Genomic DNA, 16,364 nt, shown 5'->3' on the forward strand with positions numbered 1-16,364 from the left:
CAGGCGCGTTCCGGCTTGGGTTTCGGTCTTGCCGACAGACATCGCGTCTCCTCATTCCCTGTGCTGACCGGAAGCCCGCCCGTGAGTTCACCCGAAGACCCCATCGACATCACGTCCTACTCGCGTTACGCCGCGCGCATGCTGGCGAGTCGCCCCGCGCTGGCCGAAGCGCTGCCGACACTGGCCGAGCATCCGGTGGACGCCTGCTGGCTCGCCCGTCGCTTCGAGGCCATCACCGGCGCCACGCTCACGGCGCTCATGCCGCCCACGCCGCCCACGTCACCTGAACAGCCCCCGGGCGTGCCGGGCCTGGACGAGGCCGGGCTGGCACGCGCGCTGCGCGTGTTGCGTGCCGAGGCGATCTGCACCGTCATGCAGCGCGATCTGGACGGACGCGCCGAACTCTCCGAAGTCACCGAGGCGATGACGGCGCTCGCCGAGTTTGCCGTGCAGGCGGGCATCGCGGTGCTCTCGCGCGAACTCGAGGCGATTCACGGCGTGCCGCGCAATGCCGAAGGCGAGCGGCAGACGCTGGGTGTGGTGGGCATGGGCAAGCTCGGCGGGCGCGAACTGAACGTCTCTTCGGACATCGATCTGATCTTCCTTTATGAAGACGACGGCGACACCTGCGCGCCGGACGGCGCCGATGCGGCCAAGGCGAGCCGGATTCGCCCGCTCTCCAATCACGAATTCTTCACGAAGCTCGGTCGCAAGCTGATTGGCCTGATTTCGGAGCTCACGCCCGACGGCTATGTGTTTCGGGTGGACATGCGTCTGCGCCCGAACGGCGATTCCGGCCCGCTCGTGTGCAGCCTGCCCATGCTCGAAGAGTACTTCTATGTGCAGGGGCGCGAGTGGGAGCGCTATGCGTGGATCAAGGGACGGCTGGTCTCGGAGGTGGCGAGCGAGCCGGGCAAGCGCATCGAGCGATTGCTGGCTTCGCTGGTGCAGCCGTTCGTCTTCCGTCGCTATCTCGATTACGGCGTGATCGGAGCAATTCGCGCGCTGCACGAGCAGATTCGCCATGAGGCCGAACGGCGGGCGCGTGCCAAGCCGGCGCGCATCAACGACATCAAGCTAGGCCGCGGAGGCATTCGCGAAGTCGAGTTCTCCGCGCAGGTGTTTCAGCTGATCCGGGGCGGGCAGGAGCCCGAGCTGCGTGTGCGGCCGACGCTCGCCGTGCTCGGCGTAGCGGCCCGGCGCGGCTGGCTCGCGCAGCACGTGGCGGATCAGTTAAGCCACGCCTACGTCTTTTTGCGCAAACTGGAGCACCGTATCCAGTATCTCGACGACGCGCAGACGCACATCCTGCCCGCGCCCGGCGACGACCGTCTCGCCGTGGCGCGTGCCATGGGCTTTGCGGACGAGGCGACGTTCATGACCGTGCTCGATGAGCACCGCGAGTTCGTGGCCGCGCAGTTCGATGAGATCTTCGCCGACAAGGCGAACGGCAACGGACAGAAGGGCGGCCGGGCGTCGACCGGCGCGGGCGATTGCGAGTGCCCGCCCGAATTGTGGAGCGAATGCCTCGCCGACGAGGCGCAGACCGGCGATCTGGGCAACCAGCTCACGCGCCTGGGCTTCACCGATGCCGAGGGTGCGCTCGAGCGGCTGCGCGCCGTGTGGACGTCCTCGCGCTACAAGGCGCTCGGCGAGCAGAGCCGGCGGCGTTTCGATCAGCTCGTGCAGCGCGCCGTGGAGGGCGCGGCGGGCACGGGCGAAGCGGACGCCGTGCTCGCGCGCATGCTCGGTCTGCTCTCGAGCATCAGCCGTCGCAGCTCGTACCTCGCGCTGCTCACCGAATATCCGCGCGCGCTCGAGCGCGTGGTCAAGGTACTGGCCGGCTCGCGCTGGGCGGCGGGCTACCTGATCAGCCACCCGCAACTGCTCGACGAATTGCTCGACGACGAAGCGCTCGCCGCGCCGTTCGACTGGCCGGCGTTCAAGACGCAACTGCTGCTGAGCCTGAACGCCGCCGGCGCGGCCGGCAACGTGGAAGTGCAGATGGACATCCTGCGTCGCGCTCACCACGCCGAAGTGTTCCGGATTCTGCTGCTCGATCTGCAGGGCGCGCTGTCGGTCGAAGCGATCGGCGACCGGCTCTCGGAGCTGGCCGACATCATCGTCGACGTGACCATCTCGACGGTGTGGCCGCACGTGGCGACGCGCCACCGTGAAGTGCCGCGCTTTTCCGTCATCGCTTACGGCAAGCTTGGCGGCAAGGAGCTCGGCTACGCGTCCGATCTGGATCTGATCTTCCTGTACGACGATGACGACGAGCGCGCGCCGGACGCCTACGCCGCACTCGCCCGCCGCTTCGTGACGTGGCTCACGACGCACACGGGCGCCGGCATGTTGTTCGACGTCGACCTTCGCTTGCGACCCAACGGCCTGTCGGGCCTGCTGGTGACGAACATCCAGAGTTTCCGTCAGTATCAGTTCCGCGAGGGCAATGCCAACACCGCGTGGGTGTGGGAGCATCAGGCGCTCACGCGCGCGCGTTTCTGCGCGGGGGACGAGGCCATCGGGGCGGCGTTCGAGAGCATTCGCGCGCAGGTGCTCGCCACGCCGCGCGAAGCGGGGCCGCTCGCGCAGGAAATCGTGGCGATGCGTCGCAAGGTGCTCGAGGGGCATCCGAATCCGACGGCGCTGTTCGACCTCAAGCACGATCGCGGCGGCATGGTCGACATCGAATTCACGGTGCAGTATCTGGTGCTGCTGCATTCGGGCGCGCACCCGGCGCTGCTGCGCAATGCGGGCAATATCGCGCTGTTGCGCGAAGCGGCGCAGCTGGGGCTCATCGACGCGAAGCTCGCCGAGGACGCCGCGGCCGCATATCGCACGTACCGCAAGCGTCAGCACAAGCTGCGGCTCGACGGGGTGGAGGCGGCGCGCGTGCCGGCCGATCAGGTCGCCGCCGAACGCGACGCGGTCGTCGCGCTATGGGATTCCGTGTTCGCGGACGCCGGGCCGGTGTAACGGCGGCCGCGGTTCAGAGCGCGAGCATCTCGCGCGCGTGCTTGCGCGTGGTCGCCGTGATTTCGACGCCGCCGAGCATGCGCGCGATCTCCTCGACGCGTTCCGTGCGACCCAGCGGCTCGATCTCGCTCATGGTCGTATCGCCGTCGCTGCGCTTCTTCACGCGCAGGTGCTGATGGCCCAGGGCCGCCACTTGCGGCAGGTGGGTCACGCACAGGACCTGCCGCCCCTGCCCCAACTCGCGCAGCAGGCGGCCCACGACCTCGGCAACCGCGCCGCCGATGCCGGAATCGACTTCGTCGAAAATCAGCGTCGGCGTGAGGCTGGCGCTGCTCGCGATCACCTGCAGCGCCAGACTGATGCGCGCGAGTTCGCCGCCGGAGGCCACCTTCGCCAGTGGCCGCGTCGGCACGCCGGGGTGGCCGGCGACGAGAAACTCGACCGTCTCCAGGCCGAAAGACTGCGCCTCGCCGGCCGGATGGAGGGCCACTTCGAAGCGGCCGCCCGGCATCGAGAGGTCCTGCATCGCGCGCGTGACTTCGCGCGAGAGCGACGCCGCGGCCTGTGCGCGCGCCTTCGAGAGCGCCCCGGCGAGCTCGAGGTAGGCGGTGTGCGCGGCGTCGGCGGCGGCCTGCATTGCCGCCGTGTCCTGTGACGCCGTAAGTTCTTCGAGCTGCGCGCGCCGCTCAGCCAGTTCGGCGGGCAATTGCTCGGGCGTCACCCGGAACTTGCGCGCGGCCGAGTGCAGCGCATCGAGCCGCTGCTCGACCACGGCCAGACGCTCCGGGTCGAGGTCGATGCGTTGCGCATAGTGCGTGAGCGAATGCACGGCCTCGCGCAACTGAATTTCGGCGGGTTCGAGCGCGGCCAGCGCGTCGGCGAGTCCGGCGTCGATCTCCGCCAGCTCGCGAATCTGATGCACGACGTGGCCGAGCGACGGCACGATGGCGCCATCGGCCTCGGCGAGCGCGTCGAGCGCGCCCTGAACGCCGTTGATGAGGCTCGCGGCGTGGGACAGGCGGCGGTGCTCGGCGCTCACCTCGTCCCACTCGCCCTCCTGCGGCGCGAGCTTGTCGAGTTCGGCCGTCTGCCATTCGAGGCGCTCGCGCTCCAACTGTAGCTCGCGGTCGCGCCCGTGCGCCTGCTCGCAACGCTTGACCAGCCGGCGCCATTCCTTGTGCGCCGCGGCCGTGTCGGCCGCCAGTGTGGCCGCGCCGGCATGCGAGTCGAGCAGGCGGCGCTGCGCGTCGGGGCGTAGCAACTGCTGGTGAGCGTGCTGGCCGTGAATGTCGACCAGCATGTCGCCGAGCTCGCGCAGCTGCGCGAGCGTGGCCGGGGTACCGTTGATGAAGGCGCGCGAGCGGCCGCTGGCGTCGAGCACGCGGCGCAGCAGCACGCCGCCGTGCTCCTCGAGCGAGAGGGCTTGCGCCTGCAACCAGGCTTCGAGATCGGGACGGGCGGTGGCGTCGGCGGCGAATTCGGCGGTGATGTCGGCACGGGGCTGCCCCGTGCGCACCATGCTGGCGTCGCCGCGCTCACCCAGGGCCAGCGCGAGCGCGTCGATCAGGATCGACTTGCCCGCGCCGGTCTCGCCGGAAAACACGGTGAAGCCGGCGGAGAACTCCAGGTCGAGACGATCGACGATCACGAAATCGCGAATCGAGAGACTGCGTAGCATGAGGTGTCGAAGAAGGCGTGGGTCAGTTCTGCGGCGTATCTTCGTCGGAGATATGCTCGTTCCAGTGCAGCTTGCGGCGCAGCGTGGCGTAGTAGTTGTAGCCGACCGGATGCAGGAACGTTACCTGATGCTCGGAGCGGCTCACCAGGATCTTGTCGCCCTGACGCAATTCGGCAAACGACTGCATATCGAAATTGGCGCCGACCTCGCGCCCGCCCGTGATCGTGATGACGATGTCGCTGGAGTCGGGCAGCACGATCGGGCGGTTCGACAGCGCGTGCGGCGCGATCGGCACGAGCACCACGCCGCCCAGGCGCGGATGCAGGATCGGGCCGGTGGCCGAGAGTGCATAGGCGGTCGAGCCGGTCGGGGTGGCGACGATCAGGCCGTCCGAGCGCTGCTTGTACATGAAGCGGCCGTCGACGTCCACGCGCAGCTCGACCATGCCCGAGATGCCGGAACGGTTCACGACCACGTCGTTGAAGGCGAGGGTGTCGTAGAGCGTCTTGCCGTCGCGCTCGATGCGCGCGGCGAGCAGCGTGCGCTGCTCCGCTTCGAAATGCCCTTCGAGCATGGCCGGCACGACCTGACGCATGTCGTCGAGCGGAATATCGGTGATGAAGCCGACGCGCCCGTGGTTCACGCCGATGAGCGGCACCTTCGACGCGGCAAGCTGGCGGCCGACGCCGAGCATCGTGCCGTCGCCGCCCACCACCACGGCCACATCGGCGCTCGTGCCGATCTCGAGGATGTCGAGCGTGCCGTACCGGTCGGCGGCAGTGCCGATGTTGCGCGCGGTATCGCGCTCGAACACCACGTGGTGCCCGCGCTGGGCAATGCATGCCGCCAGCGTGAGCAATGGCTCGGCAACACCGTCGGCATGGTATTTCCCGACGAGCGCTACGGTCTTGAAAGGGCTCCCTGTTTTCATGCCGCCATTACACCATAAGTCGATGACAGCAACCATTGGCAAGCGCGCCACACCGAGGGCCCGGTTCCGGGGGTGACGCACGCCGCGTATGCATATTTCGCGTTACAATTTTTGCCATGCTAGATCAACGTGCGCAAACCCTCCTCAAGACCCTGATCGAACGGTACATCGAAGATGGCCAACCGGTCGGCTCGCGCACGCTTTCTCGCTACTCTGGACTCGACCTGTCGCCGGCCACGATCCGCAACGTGATGGTCGACCTGGAGGCGCTTGGTTTCGTGTCGAGCCCCCATACATCGGCCGGGCGCGTGCCCACGCCGCGAGCCTACCGGCTGTTCGTCGACACCATGCTCACGGTGCGCCCGCTCGAGGAAGCCGTGCATCAGCTCGCGTCGCAGGTGCAGAACCGCCTGCAGCCGGCCGGCCCCCAGCAACTGGTCGCTTCGGCCGCGCAGGTGCTCTCGAACCTGTCCCAGTTCGCGGGCGTGGTGCTTACGCCGCGCCGCAGCCAGACCTTCCGGCAAATCGAATTCCTGCGCCTGTCCGACAAGCGGGTGCTGCTGATCATCGTCACGCCCGAAGGCGACGTGCAGAACCGCATCATCCTGACCGAGAAGGACTATTCGCCGGCACAACTGGTCGAGGCGGCGAACTACCTGAACGCCCACTTCGGCGGCCACAGTTTCGACGATGTGCGCGCTTACTTGCGCGGCGAGCTCGACGCCTTGCGCTCCGACATGAGCGCGCTCATGCAGGCCGCCGTCGAGGCAGGCTCCGACGCCATGGCCGACACCACGCGCGAGAGCGTGCTCATCTCGGGCGAGCGCAACCTGCTCGGCGTGGAGGACCTGTCGTCGAACATGGAGCGGCTGCGCAAGCTTTTCGACGTCTTCGAGTCCAAAACGAGCCTGTTGCAGTTGCTCGACGTCTCGAGCCGTGCGCAAGGCGTGCAGATCTTCATTGGCGGCGAATCGAGCCTGGTGCCGATCGAGGAGATGACGGTCATCACCGCGCCCTACGAAGTCGACGGCGAAGTCGTCGGCACGCTCGGCGTGATCGGTCCGACGCGCATGGCTTACGAGCGCGTGATTCCCATCGTCGACATCACCGCCAAGCTGCTGTCGAACGCGCTCAGCCAGCATTGAGACGCCGCGCCGAGCGCGGTGCAGCCGCGCCCGGCGGCTCCCTTCCGGTTACATCCCAGTAGCATTCCTTTACACGCTGTCACATACGGCGGGCTTAGGCTCGAAGTGTCACTCGTGGTGAGCCGAAGCGGTGTTCCGGGACCGGCGTTCCTGGCGGCACCCCGACGGCGGCCGACGCGATGGCGGCCGCCGAAAGATTCGGACAGAGCGACGAGATGGCGCGCCCGCCAACGCATGCCGCGTTCGGCGTCATGGGTGCGATCGATGTGATGGCCCGGAGTGGCCCGGAGTCTTTATGAAACCCCTCATTTCCTGGCGGACGGTGGTTCGCTATCTCGGCGTCGGGCTCGCGTTGGGAGCCCTGGGCGCGGCCGGCGTTCCGGCGCTCGCACAGGCACAGAGCGCGGACCCGCCGAGCCGGGTCGCGCGTCTGAACGAGTTTGCCGGCACCGTGACCTACGCCCCGGCCGGCACCAACGACTGGCGTTATGCCGATCGCAACCGGCCGCTCACCACGGGCGACGCCGTGTGGGTCGAGCGCAACAGCCGCGCGGAAATGCACGTGGGCGGCACGGCCGTTCGCATGGGGCCCGCCACCAGCGTCGCGCTCTCGGCCGTCACCGACGAGAATGTGCAACTGAACGTAACGCAGGGCACCCTTGGCGTTCGCCTGCGCAGCTATGACCCGAACCAGCCCTACGAGATCGATACGCCGAATCTGGCGTTCGTGCCGCAGCAGGCCGGGGAATACCGCGTGGACGTCGACCCGAACGGCGTGACCACGGTCAGCGTCTGGCGCGGGGCGGGCACGGCGTATGGGCAGGGCGCGTCGGTGCCGCTGCAGCAGGGGCAGCGCGTGGCCTTCGTCGGGCAGAACCTCACGCAGCAACCGAGCGGGCCGCTCGTTGCCGACACGTTCGATCAGTGGATGCGCGAGCGCGATGCCCGGGAGGACGCATCCGTGTCCGCGCGCTACGTGCCGCGGGACATGACGGGCTTCGAAAGCCTGGACGACTACGGCCAATGGCAGGAGACGCCGACCTACGGCGCCGTGTGGGTGCCTTCCAACGTACCCTCGGGCTGGGCGCCGTATCGGACGGGACACTGGGTCTGGGTCGACCCGTGGGGCTGGACGTGGATCGACGACGCACCCTGGGGCTTCGCGCCGTATCACTACGGCCGCTGGGCATATGTCGACGCGCGCTGGTGCTGGGTGCCGGGGCCGGCCGCCGTGCGACCCGTGTACGCGCCGGCGCTGGTCGGCTGGGTTGGCGGCAGCAGCGGCGGCAATGCGTGGGGCGTGGCGTTTGCGGCGGGCGGCGTGGGCCTCGCCTGGTTCGCGCTGGGTCCGCACGACCCGTATCGTCCGGCCTATCACGCGAGCTCGGCGTACATCACCAACGTCAATCGCTCCACGATCGTCAAGACGACCAACATTACCAACATCAACGTCAATAACGTGTACGTGAACCGGAACGTTCGCGGCGCCGTGTCGACGCTGCCGGCGCAGGCGTTCGTGCAGGGGCGTCCGGTGGGGGCGCCCGCGGCGTTGGCCGCACCGCGCCAGGGACAGGGCTGGCGCGTGGGCAACACGCCGGGCGTGGCGCCTGTGCAGCAGAGCCTCGTCGGCAGCAGTCGTCCCGCGGCGGGCGCGCCGCCGGCCGGGGTGTTCAACCGCCAGGTGCTCGCCACGCGCGCGCCGGCCGTTCGCGCGATGACGTCGCGCGAATTGACGAGCAACCTGCATCCCGTGCCCAACGCCGGCGGGACGCCGCTGGCATTCGGCGCGAACGGGCGGCAGGGACGGGACAATCCGGCCGGTCGGGCCAATGCCGCGAACGGCACCGTGCCAGCCCGCGTGCAACCTCGCGTGATGGTCGTCAGTACTCGCACGCCGGTGGGCGCGCCGATCAGCGGTGATGGTGAGAACCGCGCCACGGAACCCGCCCGGGCTGCCCGAGGGGCGGCGGGGGCAGCGCCGGCGCAAGGCGGTCTGCCGCCAACGGGCGCGGCGCCGTCCGCGCACGGCGTGCCGCAGGCGCCCCAGCCGGGACGTAGCGTGCCGCATCCGCCGGCCGCCGCGACGCCGGGGCAGCCCTCGTCGACGATGCAGCCTCCGGCACGAGGCGAGGCGCCGCAAGGCCTGATGCAACCGGGCCACGACGCCGCGCAGCGCGACATGCAGATGCGCCGCCGGGCGCCGCAATCTCCGGAACCACCGCAATCGACGCAGTCTCCGGGCGCCGCGCCTTCGGCGCGTCAGGTGCCGAACGCCCCCAACACGCCGAACGAAGGCGAGCCGGCGCGCCGGGCGCAGCAGTGGCAGACTCGCCCCGAGCCGTCCGTGCCACAGGGGCAGTCGGCGGCGCCGGTACGCCCGCGACCGCAGTACGAGCGAGCGCCAGTACACCCGGAGTCCGGTCCGCAGTCTCGTCCCGAGCGTCGTCCGGAAACCCAGCCCATGCCAAGTCCGCAGCCGCAGCCGCAGACCGAGCGCGCGCAGTCGCGCCCGGCGTTGCCGGCTGCGCCGCAAGCACGTCCGCAACCTCATCCGGAACCGCAGCCCGCGCCGCAAGCGCGTCCGCAGCCACAGCCCGAACGTCCGCAGGCTGCACCGCATCCCCAGCCGCAGGAACGCCCGCATCCCCAGCCGGCGCCGCGCGAGAACCGTCAGAACCATACTGAGGGCTCGCGGGCACCGGCGCACGACGAGCGCTCGTCCGTCGCCCATCGCCCGTCGCACGAAGGCGTTCCCCCACGCGGCTGACACCCCGCCGCGAAGGCCGGCCTCCCTGCGGCCTCACTGCCTCGCTGCGCCGCTGCCCCGCCGCCTCGCGTCGCGGGTGGGCGTGCGAGCGAGGGGGCCCGCCGTGGCGCGAACATTCGCGCCACCGTGCCACCGTGCCGTCGCTGCGCCTCCGGAAGCGCGCCGGGTTTGCGGTAAAGTACGTTTCATGCGCTTCGATCCCGAACCCATTTCGCATGGCCAGACCGGCAAGACTGCCGTTCTGCTGATCAACCTCGGCACGCCCGATGAGCCACGCCCCGCGGCGGTGCGCCGCTACCTGCGCGAATTCCTGTCGGATCCGCGCGTCGTGGAGATCCCGCCATGGGTGTGGCAACCGCTGCTGCGTCTGGTGATCCTGCCGTTGCGCTCGCGCCAGTCCGCACAGAAGTATGCGACGGTGTGGACGCGCGAAGGCTCGCCGCTCAAGGTCAACACCGAATACCAGACGAACGCGCTGCGCGCACTGCTGCACGCGAACGACTACGACGTCGTGGTGGACTACGCCATGCGCTACGGCAACCCGTCGATTCCCGACCGGATCCGCGCGCTGCGTCAGAGCGGCGTGGAGCGAATCCTCGTCTTGCCGCTTTATCCGCAGTACTCGAGCAGTACGACGGCCACCGCCTGTGACACCGTTTTCCGCGTGCTCGGCCGACTGCGCAACCAGCCGGACGTGCGCACGGTGCGCGACTACCACGACCATCCCGCTTATATCGAGGCGCTGCGCCAGCAAGTCGAGGGCTATTGGCAGCAGCACGGCCGGCCCGACTTCGCGGCGGGCGAGCGTCTGTTGCTGAGCTTTCACGGCGTGCCGCGCCGCACACTGGACCTGGGCGACCCCTATCACGACCAGTGCGTGCGCACGGCGCGTTTGCTGGGCGCCGCGCTCGGGCTGGACGAGACGACTTGCCGGCTCACCTTCCAGTCGCGCTTTGGCAAGGCCGAATGGCTTCAGCCGTACACCGCGCCCACGCTCGAAGAATTGGGCCGGGGCGGCACACCGCGCGTGGACGTGTTCTGCCCGGGCTTCACGTCGGACTGCCTCGAGACCCTCGAGGAAATCAACATGGAAGGCCGTCACGCCTATCTGTCCGCGGGCGGCAAGGCGTTCCACTTCATTGCCTGCCTGAACGGCGCGAGCGCCTGGATCACCGCGCTCGGCGAGATCGCGGCGCGCCACCTGCAGGGCTGGCCGGTGCTCTCGCCCGAAGGGACGGCCGAAGCCGCGGCCGCTGCGGCTGCCTCGACACGTCAGCGTCAGGCGGCGGCCGTGGCTGCCTTCGACGAAGCGGCCGCCGCCGCGGCCTCGGCGGCCCAGGCCCACCCAGGAGCCGGCGCATGACGATCAAGATAGACGATTCGCCGCAGGCCGCCACGCGCATCGACAAATGGCTGTGGGCGGCGCGCTTTTTCAAGACGCGCTCGCTCGCCACGCAGGCCATCGACCGTGGCCGCGTGCTGTGCAACGATGCACGCATCAAGCCCGCGCGCGACGTGCATCCGGGCGATCTCCTGTTAGTGGACAACGGCAGCACACGGTGGGAAGTGCGCGTGAAGGCCATTGCGGAGGTGCGAGGCCCGGCGTCGGTCGCGCAGTCGCTCTATGAGGAGACGCAGGCGAGCGTTCGCGCGCGCGCCGAGGAAAGCGAGCGCCGGCGCCTCTTCCAGGAACCGGCCGCGCAGATGCACGGCCGCCCGACCAAACGGGATCGCCGCCGGCTGGGCGGTCTCGGCGAATAGCCGCCCGCACCCTTCTCCGGTTTTCTTCGGCCTTCTTCCGCCTTTTTCTGCTTTTTCCTACTTTTTTACCTTGTCCTGCCCTTTCCTGTCCTTTCCTGCCTTTTTTGTTTTCTCCAGTTTTTCGTGGCCAAAATGGACGCCGCCGCCGGGCCGAGGCGCGGCGGCGGGCGTATGAGGGCGCGCAAACAACACGCCTCGCGAAGACGAGGCGGCCGGGACGCCTGCACGGGGTGGCAAGCGGCGTAGTCCCGGGGCGATCAGTGCGAGGGAATTCCGGAATTGGACGAGTGCGACGGCATGCCCGGCATTTCGACGAAATGATGCAGCACCGCGCGCACGCCACCATATTCGGTGTCGCGCCGGGTGACTGCGCCAGACAGGCAGATCGTAATCGTCACCGTCGTCACCAACGCAAGGATGAAGACAACAGCCAATGGCAGCTTCATGATGCGCTCCTGAAAAACGCTGCGTCGGACAGGGCGACGTTCGGCGCAGCGGCCGGGTCCGGCGCGGCACACCATCGACCGGACCGTAATTCATGTTAGGTCGCAGCAACGGCCGATACAATAGAGGACTCGTAACGCGTGTAACCGGATATTTGCCGGTCTGCCGCGCGCACCGGTCTGGCGCACGAAATGCCCGCCAGCTCTTGAAATCGGTGTGGACGCCCCTACTATCCAAAGGGATTTGAACCGGTGGCGCATCGTCTTGGTGCGCCGCAAGAACCTTTTGACGACTCAAGCTCATGACTGAACAGCAAAACACCCCCGATCAGCCGATTCCGTCCCAGGCCGACACGGCCCCGAACGATGCTGCGGGCGCGAACGACGCGCTGCCCTCGGTCGAGGCTCAACTGCTGGCGGCACAGGCCGAAGCGGCGGATTTCCGCGACCAGTTGCTGCGTGCACGTGCCGAAGTGGAAAACGTTCGCCGCCGGGCGGAAGAAGATGTGGCCAAGGCGCGCAAGTTCGCCGTCGAGAGCTTCGCCGAAGGCCTGCTGCCGGTGATGGACAGCCTGGAGGCGGCCGCGGCCGACAAGAGCGGCGACGTCGCCAAGCTCCAGGAAGGCGTGGAGCTCACGCTGCGCCAACTGGTGCAGGCGCTCGAGCGCGGCAAGGTCAAGGTCATCGACCCGGCCGGCGCGAAGTTCGACCCGCATCAACATCAGGCCATTTCGATGGTGCCGGCCGACCAGGAGCCGAACACCGTCGTTACCGTACTGCAAAAGGGTTATCTGATTGCCGATCGCGTGCTGCGCCCGGCGCTCGTGACCGTCGCCGCCGCCAAGTAAGCCGGGTGCCAGCGGCGGCGAAGGCCGCAGGTCACGGCATGACATGATGGGAAGGTTTGCGGCAAGTGCAGGACCCAACACAGGAGCGAACGATGGCAGCCGGTCTTCCGGGAATGGCGGGCGTGGACGGCACGGCATTCGAGGCGTTTTCGATGCGCGAGCTCACGCTGGCCACGTTCGACGAGCGGCTGCGCGAGGCGGGCGACGCGCTCGCCGTCGTGTTTTTCTGGGGCGTCGACTGCTTCAACTGCGAAGTCGCCAAGAAGACCATGCTCGCGCAGCGCGAAGCCATCCAGTCGCTCGACCTGCGTTGGTTCCATGCCAACGTGTACGCCGACATGGCGCTGGGCAAGCGCTTCGGCCTGCATGGCGTGCCCACCTTCGTCTTTTTCCACAGGGGGAAGACGCTGGGCCGGGCGACCGGCTGGCACGGCCTGCCCCAGTTCCGGCTGGCGGTGGCCGCCGCCCGTGAGAAGATCGCGGCGGCACAAGCGAAAACCGGGTTGCAGAAAGGGTCTTGAAATGCACCGCGCTGCACCCATATGTCGTGCAGATCAACGAATTGACCGGGCTTCGGGCCCGACAGAAAGACGCAAAGGACGCTAGGAGAAATTCATATGGGCAAAATCATCGGTATTGACTTGGGCACCACCAACTCGTGCGTTGCCGTGATGGAAGGCAACCAGGTCAAGATCATCGAAAACGCGGAAGGGGCCCGCACCACCCCCTCGATCATCGCCTACATGGACGACGGCGAGATTCTCGTCGGCGCGCCGGCCAAGCGTCAGGCGGTGACCAATCCGAAAAACACGCTGTACGCCGTCAAGCGCCTGATCGGTCGTCGTTTCGACGAGAAGGAAGTGCAGAAGGACATCGGCCTGATGCCGTACAAGATCATCAAGGCCGACAACGGCGACGCCTGGGTGGAAGCGCGCGACCAGAAGCTGGCCCCGCCGCAGATTTCCGCCGAAGTGCTGCGCAAGATGAAGAAGACCGCCGAGGACTACCTGGGCGAGCCGGTCACGGAAGCCGTGATCACGGTGCCGGCCTACTTCAACGACAGCCAGCGCCAGGCCACGAAGGACGCCGGCCGCATCGCCGGTCTGGAAGTCAAGCGCATCATCAACGAGCCGACCGCCGCCGCACTGGCCTTCGGTCTGGACAAGAAGGAAGGCGGCGACCGCAAGATCGCGGTGTATGACCTGGGTGGCGGCACGTTCGACATCTCGATCATCGAAATCGCGGATGTGGACGGCGAACACCAGTTCGAAGTGCTCTCGACCAACGGCGACACGTTCCTGGGCGGGGAAGACTTCGACCAGCGCATCATCGACTACATCATCGCCGAGTTCAAGAAGGAACAGGGCGTCGACCTGTCGAAGGACGTGCTCGCGCTGCAGCGCCTGAAGGAAGCTGCCGAAAAGGCGAAGATCGAGCTGTCGTCGAGCCAGCAGACCGAAATCAACCTGCCGTACATCACGGCCGATGCCTCGGGTCCGAAGCACCTGAACCTGAAGATCACGCGCGCGAAGCTCGAAGCACTGGTCGAGGACCTGATCGAGCGCACGATCGAGCCCTGCCGTCTGGCCATCAAGGACGCCGGCGTGAAGGTGAGCGACATCGACGACGTGATTCTCGTCGGCGGCATGACGCGCATGCCGAAGGTGCAGGACAAGGTCAAGGAGTTCTTTGGCAAGGATCCGCGCAAGGACGTGAATCCGGACGAAGCCGTGGCTGCCGGTGCCTCGATTCAGGGCTCGGTGCTCTCGGGCGACCGCAAGGACGTGCTGCTGCTCGACGTGACCCCGCTCTCGCTCGGTATCGAAACGCTGGGCGGCGTGATGACGAAGATGATCACGAAGAACACCACGATCCCGACGAAGCACTCGCAAGTGTTCTCGACGGCCGACGACAACCAGCCGGCCGTGACGATCAAGGTGTATCAGGGTGAGCGCGAGATGGCCGCCGGCAACAAGCTGCTCGGCGAGTTCAACCTCGAGGGCATTCCGCCGGCAGCTCGCGGCACGCCGCAGATCGAAGTGACCTTCGACATCGACGCCAACGGCATCCTGCACGTGGGCGCGAAGGACAAGGCGACGGGCAAGGAAAACAAGATCACCATCAAGGCGAACTCGGGCCTGTCGGACGCCGAGATCGAGAAGATGGTGAAGGACGCCGAACTCAACGCCGAGGAAGACAAGAAGGCACGCGAGCTGGCCGACGCCCGCAACCAGGGCGACGCACTCGTGCACAGCACCCGCAAGGCGCTGACCGAGTACGGCGACAAGATCGAGGCCTCGGAGAAGGAAGCCATCGAATCGGCCATCACGGCGCTCGAAGGCGCCCTGCGCGGCTCGGACAAGGCGGACATCGACGCCAAGGTCGAAGCGCTGGGTACGGCAAGCCAGAAGCTCGGCGAGAAGATGTATGCCGACATGCAGGCACAGGCGGGTGCCGGCGCCGCGGGCGCCGAACAGGCCAAGCCGCATGACGACAACGTCGTCGACGCCGAGGTGAAGGACGTCACCGACAAGAAGTAAAGCGTGCGTGGCGCGCGGGGCGCACCCATGCGTCCCGCGTGTGGGCCGGGTATCGAAGTTCTCTGCGAAGGGAATCTCGACCCGGCTTTTTGCCTGATGGCGACATGCGCCAACATTGGAAAGACTTATGGCCAAACGTGATTACTACGAAGTCCTTGGCGTCGCCAAGAACGCCACCGACGACGAAATCAAGAAGGCGTATCGCAAGCTGGCGATGAAGTACCATCCGGACCGCAATCCGGACAGCAAGAGCGCCGAAGAGAAGTTCAAGGAAGTCAAAGAGGCCTATGAGATGCTCTCCGAGCCGGAGAAGCGCGCGGCCTACGACCAGTACGGCCACGCCGGCGTCGATCCGAACATGGGCGGCTTCGGGGGGGCGGGCGCTCAGGGCTTTGGCGGCTTTGCCGACGCATTCGGCGACATCTTCGGCGACATCTTCGGTCAGGGCGGCCCGGGTGGACGTGGTGCGCGCGGCGGCCCGCAGGTGTATCGCGGCGCGGATCTGCGCTACAACATGGAGATCACGCTCGAGCAGGCCGCGAACGGCTTCGACACGCAGATTCGCGTGCCGAGCTGGGAAGAGTGCGAAGTCTGCCACGGCAACGGCGCGAAGCCGGGCACCAAGCCCGAGACCTGCCCGACCTGTAACGGTTCGGGCTCGGTGCGCATGTCGCAGGGCTTCTTCAGCATCCAGCAGACTTGCCCGAAGTGCCACGGCACCGGTTCGTACATTCCCGAGCCCTGCACCAACTGCCACGGCTCGGGCAAGATCAAGAAGACCAAGACGCTGGAGATCAAGATCCCGGCGGGTATCGAAGACGGCATGCGCATCCGTTCGTCCGGCAACGGCGAACCGGGCGTGAACGGCGGGCCGGCGGGCGACCTGTATGTGGAAATCCACATCAAGCCGCACAACGTGTTCGAGCGCGACGGCGACGACCTGCATTGCCAGATGCCGATCTCGTTCGCCACGGCGGCCCTGGGCGGCGACATCGACGCACCGACGCTGCATGGCAAGGCGACCTTCGAAGTGCCCGAAGGCACGCAGACGGGCAAGACGTTCCGCCTGCGCGGCAAGGGCATCAAGGGACTGCGCTCGAGTTATCCGGGCGATCTGTACGTGCACGTGCAGGTGGAGACGCCGGTCAAGCTCGACGACAAGCAAAAGCAGATGCTGCGCGACTTCGACGCCTCGCTCAAGGCGGGCGGCGCGCGCCACAGCCCGCAGACGAAGGGCTGGTTCGACCGTGTGAAGCAGTTCTTCGAGTAAGT

Annotated in this window: 12 protein-coding genes; 9 read left to right on the plus strand and 3 right to left on the minus strand. The window is 67.5% G+C overall.

The features are described from left to right. The first annotated feature begins 81 nt into the window (after window positions 1-81). The gene (glnE, locus tag PNO31109_RS17120; protein WP_150556670.1) at window positions 82-2,979 is read left to right on the plus strand and encodes a bifunctional [glutamate--ammonia ligase]-adenylyl-L-tyrosine phosphorylase/[glutamate--ammonia-ligase] adenylyltransferase; all 2,898 of its coding nucleotides are present in this window, start codon (window positions 82-84) and stop codon (window positions 2,977-2,979) included. Window positions 2,980-2,992: 13 nt separating this feature from the next. Here the strand turns inward: glnE and recN are convergent, their stop codons facing one another. Together recN and PNO31109_RS17130 are read right to left on the minus strand one after the other, a co-directional pair. Continuing rightward, window positions 2,993-4,657: a DNA repair protein RecN gene (gene recN / locus PNO31109_RS17125; protein ID WP_150556671.1), complete on the minus strand. Its 1,665-nt coding sequence runs from the start codon at window positions 4,655-4,657 to the stop codon at window positions 2,993-2,995. A gap of 22 nt (window positions 4,658-4,679) precedes the next feature. Beyond that, window positions 4,680-5,588 carry an NAD kinase gene (locus PNO31109_RS17130; protein ID WP_150556672.1) on the minus strand — a complete coding sequence of 303 codons (909 nt, stop codon included), beginning with the start codon at window positions 5,586-5,588 and terminating at the stop codon, window positions 4,680-4,682. 116 nt (window positions 5,589-5,704) lie between these two features. On the opposite strand from PNO31109_RS17130, the gene hrcA reads away from it, so the two are divergent. The 4 genes from hrcA to PNO31109_RS17150 all read left to right on the plus strand — a co-directional run bounded on the left by hrcA (window position 5,705) and on the right by PNO31109_RS17150 (window position 11,261). Further along, window positions 5,705-6,733 carry a heat-inducible transcriptional repressor HrcA gene (gene hrcA / locus PNO31109_RS17135; RefSeq protein ID WP_150556673.1) on the plus strand — a complete coding sequence of 343 codons (1,029 nt, stop codon included), beginning with the start codon at window positions 5,705-5,707 and terminating at the stop codon, window positions 6,731-6,733. Window positions 6,734-7,028: 295 nt separating this feature from the next. Continuing rightward, window positions 7,029-9,500: a DUF6600 domain-containing protein gene (locus PNO31109_RS21995; RefSeq protein WP_174966447.1), complete on the plus strand. Its 2,472-nt coding sequence runs from the start codon at window positions 7,029-7,031 to the stop codon at window positions 9,498-9,500. Window positions 9,501-9,687: 187 nt separating this feature from the next. Beyond that, on the plus strand, window positions 9,688-10,863 hold the full coding sequence (gene hemH, locus PNO31109_RS17145) for a ferrochelatase (RefSeq protein ID WP_150556674.1): 1,176 nt from the start codon (window positions 9,688-9,690) through the stop codon (window positions 10,861-10,863). A 2-nt stretch (window positions 10,864-10,865) separates the two neighbouring features. Next, a complete protein-coding gene (locus tag PNO31109_RS17150; protein WP_370750477.1) occupies window positions 10,866-11,261 on the plus strand; it encodes an RNA-binding S4 domain-containing protein in 396 nt (131 codons plus the stop codon). A gap of 257 nt (window positions 11,262-11,518) precedes the next feature. Here PNO31109_RS17150 and PNO31109_RS17155 read toward each other — a convergent pair whose 3' ends face one another. Next, window positions 11,519-11,707, minus strand: a complete 189-nt coding sequence (locus PNO31109_RS17155) for a hypothetical protein (RefSeq protein ID WP_241013900.1) — start codon at window positions 11,705-11,707, stop codon at window positions 11,519-11,521. 299 nt (window positions 11,708-12,006) lie between these two features. Here PNO31109_RS17155 and grpE point away from each other — a divergent pair, with 299 nt between their 5' ends. The 4 genes from grpE (at window position 12,007) to dnaJ (ending at window position 16,362) form a co-directional block, all read left to right on the plus strand. Beyond that, window positions 12,007-12,552: a nucleotide exchange factor GrpE gene (gene grpE, locus PNO31109_RS17160; protein ID WP_150556676.1), complete on the plus strand. Its 546-nt coding sequence runs from the start codon at window positions 12,007-12,009 to the stop codon at window positions 12,550-12,552. A gap of 92 nt (window positions 12,553-12,644) precedes the next feature. Next, window positions 12,645-13,073, plus strand: a complete 429-nt coding sequence (locus PNO31109_RS17165) for a thioredoxin family protein (protein ID WP_241013899.1) — start codon at window positions 12,645-12,647, stop codon at window positions 13,071-13,073. Between the two features lie 96 nt (window positions 13,074-13,169). Then, a complete protein-coding gene (gene dnaK, locus PNO31109_RS17170) occupies window positions 13,170-15,092 on the plus strand; it encodes a molecular chaperone DnaK (protein ID WP_150556677.1) in 1,923 nt (640 codons plus the stop codon). Between the two features lie 127 nt (window positions 15,093-15,219). Beyond that, complete coding sequence (gene dnaJ, locus PNO31109_RS17175; protein ID WP_150556678.1) at window positions 15,220-16,362, plus strand: molecular chaperone DnaJ; 1,143 nt, start codon at window positions 15,220-15,222, stop codon at window positions 16,360-16,362. Window positions 16,363-16,364: the final 2 nt, after the last annotated feature.

The organism is Pandoraea nosoerga (assembly GCF_902459585.1).
Classification (GTDB): Bacteria; Pseudomonadota; Gammaproteobacteria; order Burkholderiales; family Burkholderiaceae; genus Pandoraea; species Pandoraea nosoerga.

Bases quoted from the DNA above. Each gene is read 5' to 3' on its own strand.
- dnaK (WP_150556677.1), top strand. From the start codon at position 13,170: ATGGGCAAAATCATCGGTATTGACTTGGGCACCACCAACTCGTGCGTT.
- dnaJ (WP_150556678.1), top strand. From the start codon at position 15,220: ATGGCCAAACGTGATTACTACGAAGTCCTTGGCGTCGCCAAGAACGCC.
- PNO31109_RS17165 (WP_241013899.1), top strand. From the start codon at position 12,645: ATGGCAGCCGGTCTTCCGGGAATGGCGGGCGTGGACGGCACGGCATTC.
- recN (WP_150556671.1), bottom strand. From the start codon at position 4,657: ATGCTACGCAGTCTCTCGATTCGCGATTTCGTGATCGTCGATCGTCTC.
- PNO31109_RS17155 (WP_241013900.1), bottom strand. From the start codon at position 11,707: ATGAAGCTGCCATTGGCTGTTGTCTTCATCCTTGCGTTGGTGACGACG.
- PNO31109_RS21995 (WP_174966447.1), top strand. From the start codon at position 7,029: ATGAAACCCCTCATTTCCTGGCGGACGGTGGTTCGCTATCTCGGCGTC.
- PNO31109_RS17130 (WP_150556672.1), bottom strand. From the start codon at position 5,588: ATGAAAACAGGGAGCCCTTTCAAGACCGTAGCGCTCGTCGGGAAATAC.
- hemH (WP_150556674.1), top strand. From the start codon at position 9,688: ATGCGCTTCGATCCCGAACCCATTTCGCATGGCCAGACCGGCAAGACT.
- hrcA (WP_150556673.1), top strand. From the start codon at position 5,705: ATGCTAGATCAACGTGCGCAAACCCTCCTCAAGACCCTGATCGAACGG.
- grpE (WP_150556676.1), top strand. From the start codon at position 12,007: ATGACTGAACAGCAAAACACCCCCGATCAGCCGATTCCGTCCCAGGCC.